The following is a 12,776-nucleotide window of genomic DNA, read 5'->3' on the forward strand; positions in this document are numbered from 1 at the left end:
ATGACGCCGCATCTCGATTGGAAGTCACAATGAACACCTCAACACTAACAACAACAATCCACCCTTCCAAAACCCAAGCGCCGCGATTTTCCGGATTAGCGGGATTGGCCCTGAGCGCAGTGATTGCGGCAGCAGCGATCGCTGCCGCCCGTATAGATTGGCTGCAAGCGCAAGGTTTCAGCGCATTAACCCTGGCCATCGTGATCGGCATGCTGGTCGGAAACTTTGCTTATCGACGGATCGCCCCTTCCTGCGCCGCAGGCGTCAATTTTTCCAAACAAAACCTGCTGCGGCTGGGAATTATTTTTTACGGCTTCCGCCTGACATTCCAGGATATCGGCCATGTCGGCCTGAGCGGGGTATTGATCGACGCCCTGGTTCTGTGCTCCACTTTCGGCATGGCGCTGCTGCTTGGCACTCGCGTATTCAAGCTGGATCGCGACACCGCCGTGCTGATCGGCGCCGGCAGTTCCATTTGCGGTGCGGCCGCCGTGATGGCTACCGAGCCGGTGCTGCGGGCGCAGCCGGCGCAGGTGACGGTGGCGGTGGCTACCGTGGTGGTATTCGGCTCGCTGGCGATATTCCTTTATCCGCTGCTGTACCAGCTCAATCTGCACTGGCAGTTTCTGGCGGCCTCGCCGCTGGCCTACGGCATCTATACCGGCTCCACCGTGCACGAAGTGGCCCAGGTGGTGGCCGCAGCTGGCGCCATCAGCCCCGATGCGGCCAATACGGCGGTGATTGCCAAGATGGTGAGAGTGATGATGCTGGCGCCGTTCCTGATGCTGTTATCGGCCTACATCTCAAAGAAAAACAGCGAGAAGAAAAACAATGCTGCCAAGAAGGCAGGCGAATCCACCAAACGCAGCGCCGGCGGTCTGGCGATTCCCTGGTTTGCTTTCGGTTTTGTCGCAGTGGCGGCGTTCAATTCGCTGAACCTGCTGCCGCGCGCACTGGTTGTGCATATCAATGACGTCGACAACGTATTGCTGGCAATGGCGATGGCAGCGCTAGGCATATCCACCCATTTCTCATCGATCCGCACCGCGGGCGTTAAGCCGTTGATGTTTGCCGCAGTGTTGTTCGGCTGGCTGATTGTCGGCGGCGCCCTGATCAATACGCTGGTGTTGCGCTTATTTGCCTGATCTGGCTTGCAACGCAAAATGGGCCCGGATTCGCAGTCCCAGGCCCATTTTCGTTGCGCTGAAAGCGCAGCTTTAAGACGCTCAGAAGGTCAGTGTCTTGACGCCATCCGGCGTTCCCAGCAAACAAACGTCAGCCCCTTGCTGCGCAAACAAACCGACCGTCACCACGCCCGTGATCTGGTTGATCTGCCGTTCCAGTTCGACCGGATCTGTGATTTTCAAATCGAACATATCGATGATCACGCAGCCGTTGTCGGTAATCAACGGCTTGCCATCCTTGAAACGCAAACGCGGCTCGCCGCCAAATTTGATCAGCTTGCGCGCCACTACCGCCTGCGCCATCGGGATCACTTCGATCGGCAGCGGAAACTTGCCGAGCACCTTGACCAGCTTGGAGCCGTCGGCGATACAGATGAATTTCTCAGCCACCGAGGCGACGATCTTTTCACGCGTCAACGCCGCGCCGCCGCCTTTGATCATCGCCCCTTGCGCCGTGATTTCGTCGGCGCCGTCGACGTAGACAGGCATGCTCGCCACCTGGTTCAGGTCGTAGACGTCGATGTCATGGGCGCGCAGACGCGCCGCGGTTGCTTCCGAGGAAGCCACTGCGCCCTTGATCCGGTCCTTGATTTTTGCCAGTTCGTCGATGAAGAAATTGGCGGTGGAGCCGGTGCCGACGCCGACAATCTGGCCGTCCACCACATATTTAATTGCTTCGCGGGCAACGGCTTGTTTGAGTTGATCCTGGGTCATGGCAGTCATGGCTTTGTCTTGTAAGAGAAGTAAATACGCTATTTTAACCAATCGACGCAGCGGGAGCCTCTAAAAACCTGATGTGCAGGTTTTAAAGGCTGCAGTAAATCAATGATGTTCGTCAGGCTGTTGTTCCAGCGTTTCGTGCAGCGCGATCTGCAACCTGGAATGCAGCTTCACAAACCGTTGCCACAACACCAGCACCAGTACGGCGGCGCCAACCAGCACCAGGATCAGCAAATTGGTGGGCGGCAAAATCCGGCTGCTGAGCGCGGTGATCATCAGCATGATGCCAACGATTGATACCGCCGGGATCACTTCGGCGATCACGCGCCGCACTGCATGGCTGTAGGAACCGGCCCAGTCCGGCTTGACACTGATTTCGGCCAGCAACATGCTGAGCGCGTGCAATTTGCGATAGGTGGCGATCAGGAAAGGCAGCGACAGCAGCAGCGCCCCGCCCCACACTATCGCTTTCTGGATTTGCGCATCCGCCACCCAGGCCGCCATGCTGCTGCCGAGCGCCTCGGCAAAATAGCCGCCGATGATGAAAATCGCCACCACCAGCGCCAGATTCACCACCACCTGCATCAGGATGCGCCGGATAATACGCGACAGTTCAGCGCGATCGCCCTGCGGCTGCAAGCTGTCGAGCCAGGTTGAATACATGCCGAACACCGCCGCCAGTTTTTCCGGCATGGCCCGCGCCAGGCGGCCCGTGAGCGGATCGGCCAGCTTGATCAGGTAAGGCGTCAGCAAGGTGGTCACAGCCGATACCGCAACCACGGTCGGGTAGAGGAAATCGCTGGTGACTTTCAGGCTGACGCCAAGCGCGGCGATGATGAAGGAAAACTCGCCAATCTGCGACAAGCTCATGCCGACCCGCATCGAGGTGCGGCCATCGTGGCCGGAGAGGAAAGTCGCCAAGCCGCAGCTGACCACCTTACCCAGCACCACGGCCACCGTAATCACGACAATCGGCAGCCAGTACTGGAGCATGATGGAGGGATTGAACAACAGCCCGATGGCGACGAAAAAGATGGCGCTGAACATGTCGCGCACCGGTTCGATCAGGCGCTCGATCTGATACAGGTGGCGCGACTCGGACATCACTGCGCCGATCAGGAAGGCGCCGAGTGCCACGCTGTACTCCATTTTCATGACCAGCAGGCAGAAGCCGAAACACAGGCCAAGCACCGTCACCAACAGCATTTCCTTGCGCTGGAACTTGGCGACATAATCGAGCAGGCGCGGCACGACCAGGATACCCGCCACCAGCGACACGATCATGAACAAGACCAGCTTGCCGATGGTGGTTACGGCGTCGCCGGCGTCCACCGAACCGCTGATAGCCACACCGGACAGCATGGCGATCATGCCGATCGCCAACACATCTTCGACAATCAGGATGCCGAAAATCAGCTGCGCAAATTTCTCATGCTTCATGCCCAGCTCGTTGAGTACCTTGACGATGATGGTGGTCGACGATACCGATAGCATGGCGCCGAGAAATATCGCATCCATCGGCTTCCAGCCGAAGTAAATCCCGATCTCGTAGCCGACCCACAGCATCAGTGTAATCTCCGCCAGGGCCGCGACGAAAGCGGTGACGCCGACCTTGCCGAGCTTCTTCAGGCTGAATTCCAGGCCCAGTGAAAACAGCAGGAAGATCACGCCCAGCTCCGCCAGGATCTGAATCGTGCGTTCATCCGTGATCAGCGAAAACGGCGGCGTATGCGGGCCGATGATGACGCCGGCGACGATGTAGCCAAGCACCACCGGCTGTTTGAAACGGTTGAACAGCACCGTCACGACGCCGGCGATCAACATGATCACGGCCAGATCCTGGATAAACATTTCGACTGCGTGATGCATGGGCAGACTTTCCTTGTGAAACTGGACAAAATCGGGGGATAGCGCGCGAGCAAAGAAGGGACGGCAGGACGCGCGCCGAGCAGCATTGTAACAATGACTACAGCGATGACGACAATAATGGCTTAAGAACGGTCAGACTATGACAGCCCTGGTCAGGTCAGTACAAAATCAGGAGCTTCAATCGTCGTGATTGGGATCCAGCTCGGGGAACAATACTTCGGTAAAACCGAAACGGCTGAAATCCTTGATCCGCATCGGATACAGGATGCCATTCAAATGATCGACTTCATGCTGCACCACGCGCGCATGAAAGTCATCGACATCGCGATTGATGGCAGCGCCGAACTGGTCGAAGCCTTCGTAATGCAGGCGGCTCCAGCGCGGCACCACGCCGCGCATGCCGGGTACCGACAAGCACCCTTCCCAGCCGTCTTCAACTTCATCCGAGAGTGGACGCAAAAGCGGATTGATCAGCACGGTTTCCGGCACGGTCGGCGCCTCCGGATAGCGCAGATTATTTTTGAAACCGAAAATCACTACCTGCAGATTGACGCCAATCTGCGGCGCCGCCAAGCCGGCGCCGTTAGCCGCATACATGGTATCGAACATATCGATGATCAGCGCCTCCAGTTCCGGCGTGTCGAAAGCAGTGATTGGCTCGGCTTGCCGCAGCAGGCGCGGATCGCCCATTTTCAGGATTTCACGAACGGTCATGGCGTCATCTTCAGTGTGATTTTCAGGATGCTTATTTGCGTGTTTACTTGATTTACTTGAACTGTTTCAGATATTCGGCAAATTCCGGGCCGGTTTCCGGATGCTTCAAGCCCATCGCCAGCGTTGCCTTCAGATAACCCAGCTTGGAACCGCAATCATAGCGGGTACCGGCGTAGCGGTAGGCCAGCACGCGTTCGCTTTTCATCAACGCGGCGATGCCGTCGGTCAATTGTATTTCACCGCCGGCGCCTTTGCCCAAACCTTCCAGGCAATCGAAAATGCCATTGGTCAGGACGTAACGCCCGACCACCGCCAAGGTGGAAGGCGCCTGATCCGGCTGCGGCTTTTCGACAATGCTGTTGACCTTTTCCAGATCGGTTTTATAAGCGTCGATGCTGACGATGCCGTATTGCTTGGTATCGGCGCGCGGCACATCTTGCACTGCCAGCATGCTCGATTTTTCGATGGCAAAGATATCGGTCATCTGCGCCAGCACCGGCTTGTGTCCGGCCGCGACATCCATGAAATCGTCGGCCAGCAAGACGGCAAAAGGATCATCGCCTACCACCGGACGCGCGCATAACACGGCGTGTCCCAGGCCAAGCATTTCGGACTGGCGGATGAAAATGCAATTGATGTGTTTCGGAATGACGTTTTGCACCAGCTCCAGCAGGCGCGCCTTGCCGGCTGCTTCCAATTCGGTTTCCAGCTCGTAGGCTTTATCGAAGTGATCTTCAATTGCGCGTTTGTTGCGGCCGGTAATGAATACCATATCGGTGATGCCGGCGGCTACGGCTTCTTCCACCGCGTACTGGATCAAAGGCTTGTCGACGATCGGCAGCATCTCTTTTGGCTGCGCTTTAGTCGCCGGCAAAAAGCGGCTGCCCAGGCCGGCCACAGGAAATACGGCTTTTCTAATCTTGCTCATATTGGTTTCCTTGTTCGCTCTCTAATAGAGTGCGGAGTCCGTCTTCATCCAGAATCGGGATGTTCAATTCTTCCGCTTTGGTCAGTTTGCTGCCGGCCTCGGCGCCCGCGACCACGTAACTGGTCTTCTTGGAAACCGATCCGGTCACCTTGCCGCCTGCTGCCTCGATCATGGCCGCAGCAGCATCGCGAGTCAGCGTCGGCAGGCTGCCGGTCAGCACGAAGGTTTTGCCTAACAAGAACTTGGACGCGGTTTCCGCCGGCAAGTTCTCCGCCCAGTGAATGCCTGCCGCTCGCAGTTGCTCGACCAGCTCCCGATTCAGCGGATCGGCAAAAAAAGCGAGCAATGAACGTGCCACCACCGGACCGATATCGGCGACCTCCAGCAGTTGCTCCTCGGAAGCCTGCAATAAGCCATCGATGCTGCCGAAATGCGTCGCCAGCTCTTTCGCCGTGGCCTCGCCGACATGGCGGATGCCGAGCGCATAAATGAATCGGCCCAAGGTAGTCGATTTGGATTTTTCGAGCGCAGACAAAACATTTTGGGCAGATTTGTCGGCCATGCGTTCCAGCGCTGCCAGTTTCACCAGGCCCAGCTTGTACAGATCGGCGGCGGTGTAAATGATATGGCGATCGACTAGTTGTTCGATCAGTTGATCGCCCAGGCCTTCAATATCCATTGCGCGGCGCGATGCAAAATGCTGCAAGCCGCCCTTGCGTTGCGCCGCGCATTTGACCCAGCCACCTGAGCAGCGCGCAATCGCTTCGTCTTCCAGCTTGACGATGGCAGAACCGCAAATCGGACATGCACTAGGCATGACAAACGCTTGCGCGTTGGCTGGCCGCAGTTCCGGCACAAAGGAAACCACTTCTGGAATCACGTCGCCGGCGCGCCGCACAATCACGGTATCGCCGATGTGAATATCCTTGCGCCTTACCTCATCCTCATTGTGCAGGGTGGCGTTGGTGACTGTGACGCCGCCGACAAACACCGGCGCCAGGCGCGCCACCGGGGTGACGGCGCCGGTGCGGCCGATCTGCACTTCGATGTCCAGCACCTGAGTGGTGGCTTCTTCCGCCGGGAATTTATGGGCCAGCGCAAAACGCGGCGCACGCGATACGAATCCCAGCGTCTGCTGCTGCAACAGGCGATTCACCTTATACACCACGCCATCGATTTCGTAAGGCAGTTGCGCCCGCTTGCCGCCGATATCGCGGAAAAATTCCAGCAGGCCTGCAGCGCCTTTGACCACGCCGCGCTCCTTGCACACCGGCAGCCCGAGCTGGCTGTACCAATCCAGCAGCGCCGAGTGCGATGGCGGCATCTCGGCGCCTTCCAGCGCCCCGATGCCATAGGCAAAAAAGCGCAAGGTGCGCTGTGCCGTGATGCGTGAATCGAGTTGCCGCAAACTGCCGGCCGCGGCATTGCGCGGATTGGCGAATTCTTTCATGTCCGCCTCGCGCTGACGCGCATTGAGCTTGGCGAAATCTTCTTTGAACATCAGCACTTCGCCGCGCACATCGAGTACCTTTGGCGGTTTGTCGGTATGCAATCGCAGCGGGATCGCGCGCACGGTGCGGATGTTGCTGGTGACGTTTTCACCGGTGCTGCCGTCGCCGCGGGTAGCTGCCTGCACCAGCACGCCGTCTTCGTAACGCAGGTTGATGGCCAGGCCGTCGAACTTCAACTCGGCGGCGTACTCGATCTCGGTGTCGGTCTGAGTGTCGAGACCGTCCCTGACGCGACGGTCGAATTCGACGATGTCGTTGTCTTCAAAGCCGTTCCCCAAAGACAGCATCGGTATCGAATGCGTCACCTGTTCAAATAGCGGCAACGGCGCAGCGCCGACCCGCTGGGTCGGTGAATCGGGCGTATTGAGTTCGGGATGGGCTTGTTCCAGCGCCTGCAATTCGCGGAATAACTGATCGTATTCGGCATCCGGAATCGAAGGGTTGTCGAGCACGTAGTAGGAATGATTATGGCGATTCAGCTCGGCCGCCAGCCAGGCGGCGCGCAAGCGCCATTCGGCGGCATCGGGGGCATTTCCCGGGCCGCCTGCTTGAGATAAAGAAGAAGGCATAGTTAACTAAATAGACGCAAAGCCCGAATCGAACCGGCTGGAATTTCAGCGGCTTCCATTTCACGGTAGAAGGCATCGACCTGACCGGCGATCTCTGCCAGTTGGACGTCGGCCAGAGCCTGGTTGCTGTCGTCGACCAGTACGCCGCCCAGGCGCGCCGCCAGCGAACGGGCGCAGGCTACCATCGCACCGTAACCGTCGCGATCAGGGGCCACCCGCGGCACATCGAGCAACAAGGTCAGGCGGCTGGTGGTTTCCGCAACCGCGCTGGCATTGGTGGATAAAGAGAACAGCAGGCCGCCGTCACCGTCCGACATCACCATGCGGCCTTCCGGCCGGGCGTCGAAACCTTGACGGCTCAGCGCCGCCAGCAAAGTGCTGATGGCCCAGGGTGCGCCACTGGACTGGATATTCACGCCCAGTTGCGCGTCGTGTTCGATCACGAACTGATGCAAGCCGCGCGCGGTGTGCATTACTTCGGTCATTTCCGGCAACTCCGGTTCGGCGCCCAGGTCATCGGCGATCTGGCGCAAGCGGGTCACCAGTTCGGAATACTCGATTTCATTGAGCGGGTTAGTACGATTGGCCAGCTGCACGCCGGCCAGCAGAGTGCTGTAAACGCCGCCGTGCGCAACCGGCTCCCATTCGCCGTTGAGATCCTCGCCGATAAAATGGATAGGCTTGTTACCGACATGGCGCAAGGTTTGCAGCGCCGGCAAGGCCTTGTCGCCGCGTACCGGCGATTCCAGCACCAGCGGAATGGCGCAATCGATCAGCTCGTCCACCGGCAGATCCTTGCGTACAGCCGGCGTCGGCGTCAGCGCCGGTGCCGATACCGGATTGCCGAGTTGCGGTTCGATTGCCTGCTGCTCTGCGCTTTGCTCCAGGTCGTCATGCGGCACAGCGGACATCGCGTCCGCATCAAATTCGGCTTCGAACAGCTTCGGCTCATGCCGGACCGGCGCTTCGCCGTTTTCTTTGCCGGGAGTCATCAGAACATCGTCGTGCGATCCGGAAAACGCCCGCTCGACACTCTTCTTGGCTTTGTATTCCTGCCATTTGTTGTAGGAAATGACGCCAACAAGAAACGCGCCTCCAATGATAAACAGGCTGGTTTGTAGATCTGTCATTCTGCTGATGCCTTAATAGCGAACGCCGGCGCGCAGGCCGGACGCACGCTGAAGATTCGTGATTGAAATTGTGGACTGGTCATTGATTGAATCCGAGGAAAAAACACTTCTAAAATAGTTGTCAGTGACCACGCAAATAGCTTTTTATTAGCCAAAACATAACGGCATTCCGGCTGCCGGAAATGCGGTTTCTTTTTATAAAAACAATATCCAGTATTGCTACTCTAGTATTACTGCATATACCGCCAACGTAAAATTATTGAGACACACCTCACAATATATTGCATTACGACCAGAAAATCAGCTTAGTGGCGCCTAAAAAAGTTGTCAAGCTGGCCAAGTTGCATTTCCGGTCATCTATTATTATCTTCAGGCCGCCACAGGATCAGCGGCAAAACTTCGCGCGGCTTCCATATCGACCGCAACAATCCGCGATACCCCCTGCTCCTGCATCGTCACCCCAATCAGCTGCTGCGCCATTTCCATCGCAATCTTGTTATGTGAGATGAACAGGAATTGGGTATGGACCGACATCCGTTTCACCATATTGCAGAAACGTTCAGTATTGGCGTCATCCAGCGGCGCATCGACCTCATCGAGCAGGCAGAACGGCGCCGGATTCAACTGGAACATCGAAAACACCAGCGCTGTCGCGGTGAGTGCTTTCTCGCCGCCGGACAGCAAGTGAATCGTTGCATTCTTCTTGCCCGGCGGTTGCGCCATGACTTGCACGCCGGAGTCGAGGATTTCGTCGCCGGTCATGATCAGCTTGGCCTGGCCGCCGCCGAACAGGATCGGGAACAGTTCGGCAAAATGGTGATTCACCTTGTCGAAAGTATCTTGCAGCAGGTCGCGGGTTTCCTTGTCGATCTTGTGGATCGCATCTTGCAACGTATTGATGGCCTCGGTCAGGTCGGCATTTTGCGCATCCAGGAAATTCTTGCGCTCGGAGGCCTGCGCCAACTCGTCCAGCGCCGCCAGATTGACTGCGCCGAGGGCGCCGATGGCGTTGGTCAGGCGCGTCACTTCGCCTTGCAGATAGGAGGGGCGCATGTCGGCGGTCAGTTTCTCGCTCAAGGCTGCCTCATCGGCCTGGGCTTCGAGCAGCTGCTGCACGTATTGTTCCTGGTTCAGGCGCGCCGCCTGTTCTTTCAATTGCAATTCCATGATGCGGTCGCGCTGCGGTTGCAGGCTGCGCTCGGCTTGCAAACGGGTTTCTTCATGCTGACGCAAATTCTGCGAGACCTGGTCCAGTTCATGGCGGGTATCTGCCAGTGCGCGCTCCTGTTCGCTGCGCTTGTCCAGCAAATCTTGCAAACCGGCTTGCGCGGCCTGATCGTCCAGGCTTTCCAACTCAAGGTGGCCTTGCTGCATATTGGCAAACAGCTGCGCCGCCTGCTCCAGCGCGGTGGCAATGCTGCGCTTGAGTTCTTCGATCTTGTTGCGATGGGATTTTTCGGCGAATTCCGCTTCTTGCGCAGCCCGCTCCATCTCGCGCAGACGCTGGCGCGCATCGTTGAGTTGCTGTTCCTTGCTCAGGTAATCGGTTTGGCCGTCTTCGTGTTTTTCCTGCAGCTCGGCCAGCTCGGCATCGAGCTGTTCGAACTTGGCTTCCGATTCCATCTTGACCTGCTGCTGTTCGCTTTCCTGCGCCGCGATTTCTGCCAGGTCGGAGGAAATCTGCGAGCTGCGCTGATTGAAGCGCTCCTGCAACTCAGACAATTTCATGACATCGATCTGCAAACCATGCACCGCCTGCGTCAGGCCGGTGTGGCGCTGGCGCATTTCCTGCAGGCGCTGGGTGGCCTGCGACAGCGCCGCCTCGGCACGCACCGAACGCGAACGGGCTTCGTCGGCCAGCATCTGCTGCGCACGCAACTGCTTGGTGATGTTTTCGATTTCCTGCTGGCGCGCCAGCATGCCGTCCTGCTCCGAATCGGAAGCATAAAACCGCACGCCGCTCTTGCTGATCACGTGACCCTGGCGCGTGACAAAGCTGGCGCCCAGCGGTAATTTATTGCGTTCGGCAAAGGCCGTTACCGTATCGTCGGCGGCGTAAAAATTGTGCAGCCAATCCTGCATCAATACCCGCAAACCCGGATCGTTCAGTTGCAACAAATTCAGGAAGGGCTTGAGGCCGGCAGGCGTTTCAATGTTGCCGACCGAGGCTGCGGCATTCGGTGAAAACAAGGCCAGCTTGGCTGGCGGCGCATCGTTGAAGAAAGCTTTGGCCCAATCCAGATTCGACATTTCCAGCGCCGAAGTACGCTCACGCAGCACCGATTCCAGCGCAGTTTCCCAGCCGCCGTCGATATGCAGCTTTTGCCACAGCCGCGGCAATCCCGCCAGCTCGTGCTTTTGCAACCAAGGCTGCACCTTGCCTTCGGTCTGCACGCTTTCCTGCAATTGCTTGAGCGCCGTCAGGCGCGCTTCCAGCTGCGCGTTGTTAGCGCTCTCGGTATTGACTTGCTGCTGCGCGTTACGCCGCTCTTCTTCCAGGCGCGGCTGTTGTTCCTGCGCCTCTTCCAGTTGCATGCCGGTTTCTTCCAGACCAGCCTGTTTCTCTTCCAGCTGCATGCGCAGATTGGTAAGATGGGCGTTGTCCGGCAGATTCAAACCGTTCTTTTCCTGCGCCAGCCGTTCACGCCGGCTGCTCAGGCCGTTCAGGATATTCGAGGCATTGCGCTGATGGGTGGATTCCAGCTCTATCTGCTGCTGGATCTGCATGATCTTGCCGCGCGATTCAGTGCTCTTGAGTTGCGCCTCGCGCCAGCGTTGCTCCAGCGCCGGCAGTTGGTCGTTGTGCTGCTGCGCCGTCACCTGCGATTGTTCGACCCGCGCCGCCAACTCTTCCAGATGCATCTCGGCCTCGACCAGATCGTCCTGGTACTGCGTGCCCTGGCGCTGCCATTGATCACGCTGCGCAGTCAGGGAGTTGAGTTGCGATTGCAGGCGATTGCGCGACTCGATGACAAACTTGATCTGCGCTTCCAGGCTGCCGATTTCGGAATTGGTCTGGTACAGATGGCCTTGCGCCTGATGCATGCGGTCGCCGGCGGCATAGTGCGCCTGGCGCATGTGCTCCAGCTCGGTTTCGACATGGCGCAGCTTGGCGGTTTGTTCTTCCAGATCGGTTTGCGCTTTTTCAATCTCGCGGAAATATTTTTCCTGCTCGGTCTTGGCTTCATTTTTGCGCAACAGCCACAGCAGTTTTTGCTTTTCTTCCTGATCGCCCTGCAACTCATGGAATTTTTGGGCGACCGCTGCCTGCGACTGCAGTTTCGCCAGATTAGCGTTAAGTTCGCGCAAGATATCTTCGACCCGCACCAGATTTTCGCGCGTGTCGTTCAGGCGATTCTCGGTTTCGCGGCGGCGCTCCTTATACTTGGAAACGCCGGCAGCCTCCTCCAGGAAAACCCGCAACTCTTCGGGACGCGCTTCGATGATGCGCGAAATCATGCCCTGGCCGATGATCGCGTAAGCGCGTGGGCCAAGGCCGGTACCCATGAAAATATCCTGGATATCGCGCCGCCGGACTGCCTGGTTATTGATGTAGTAAGTCGAGGTGCCGTCACGCGTCAGGGTGCGCTTGACGGCGATTTCGGCATATTGGCTCCACTGGCCGGCAGCTTTGCCGAGACTGTTGTCAAACACCAGTTCGACCGATGAACGGCCTGCCGGTTTGCGATGCGAGGAGCCGTTGAAAATAACGTCTTGCATCGACTCGCCGCGCAGCTCGGAGGCTTTGGATTCACCCAAAACCCAACGCACGGCGTCGATGATGTTGGACTTGCCGCAGCCATTTGGCCCGACCACACCGACCAGCTGGCCGGGGACCTGGAAATTGGTGGGATCAACGAAAGACTTGAATCCCGATAATTTAATGGAGGTTAGACGCACGTTATCGACTGTTCTTATCAAAGTCGGCGGAAAAGCCACCGCCACACTTACCACATAAAAACGAGGAAAAACCTCGCAGGAGGTCGACATCATAACATTCCGCCCTGCTGTATATGCTATCTGATACGAGCAAAGCCGCACTTCTGTATATAATGCAAACAGCGCAATCCTGGCTCTTGCAGCCGTTTTTCCTCATTCCATTTTTTGTTATTCATCCGTCATTATTCATCTGTCACTACTCGTCCGTCACT

Annotated in this window: 8 protein-coding genes; 1 reads left to right on the forward strand and 7 read right to left on the reverse strand. The window is 57.6% G+C overall.

Going from position 1 to position 12,776, the window contains the following annotated elements:
* Window positions 1-29 precede the first annotated feature (29 nt).
* The gene (locus VNZ60_RS04110) at window positions 30-1,145 is read left to right on the forward strand and encodes a YeiH family protein (protein ID WP_325657153.1); all 1,116 of its coding nucleotides are present in this window, start codon (window positions 30-32) and stop codon (window positions 1,143-1,145) included.
* Window positions 1,146-1,226: 81 nt separating this feature from the next.
* Here the strand turns inward: VNZ60_RS04110 and rpiA are convergent, their stop codons facing one another.
* The 7 genes from rpiA to smc all read right to left on the reverse strand — a co-directional run bounded on the left by rpiA (window position 1,227) and on the right by smc (window position 12,525).
* Entirely contained in the window at window positions 1,227-1,898 is a 672-nt protein-coding gene (gene rpiA, locus VNZ60_RS04115; protein ID WP_325657180.1) for a ribose-5-phosphate isomerase RpiA, read from the reverse strand.
* A 108-nt stretch (window positions 1,899-2,006) separates the two neighbouring features.
* A complete protein-coding gene (locus tag VNZ60_RS04120) occupies window positions 2,007-3,773 on the reverse strand; it encodes a cation:proton antiporter (RefSeq protein ID WP_325657154.1) in 1,767 nt (588 codons plus the stop codon).
* A 177-nt stretch (window positions 3,774-3,950) separates the two neighbouring features.
* Window positions 3,951-4,487, reverse strand: a complete 537-nt coding sequence (gene def, locus VNZ60_RS04125) for a peptide deformylase (RefSeq protein ID WP_325657155.1) — start codon at window positions 4,485-4,487, stop codon at window positions 3,951-3,953.
* Between the two features lie 52 nt (window positions 4,488-4,539).
* Complete coding sequence (gene galU / locus VNZ60_RS04130; protein ID WP_325657156.1) at window positions 4,540-5,415, reverse strand: UTP--glucose-1-phosphate uridylyltransferase GalU; 876 nt, start codon at window positions 5,413-5,415, stop codon at window positions 4,540-4,542.
* Window positions 5,402-7,495 (reverse strand): NAD-dependent DNA ligase LigA, encoded by a 2,094-nt coding sequence (gene ligA / locus VNZ60_RS04135; protein WP_325657157.1) that lies wholly within the window; start codon window positions 7,493-7,495, stop codon window positions 5,402-5,404. Before ligA ends, galU begins: the two co-directional genes overlap by 14 nt.
* Before the next feature lie 2 nt (window positions 7,496-7,497).
* Complete coding sequence (locus VNZ60_RS04140; protein WP_325657158.1) at window positions 7,498-8,625, reverse strand: cell division protein ZipA C-terminal FtsZ-binding domain-containing protein; 1,128 nt, start codon at window positions 8,623-8,625, stop codon at window positions 7,498-7,500.
* Between the two features lie 369 nt (window positions 8,626-8,994).
* Window positions 8,995-12,525, reverse strand: a complete 3,531-nt coding sequence (gene smc, locus VNZ60_RS04145; protein ID WP_325657159.1) for a chromosome segregation protein SMC — start codon at window positions 12,523-12,525, stop codon at window positions 8,995-8,997.
* Window positions 12,526-12,776: the final 251 nt, after the last annotated feature.

Origin of the sequence: Collimonas sp. (assembly GCF_035566375.1) — a bacterium.
In the GTDB taxonomy this organism is placed as follows: domain Bacteria; phylum Pseudomonadota; class Gammaproteobacteria; order Burkholderiales; family Burkholderiaceae_D; genus Collimonas.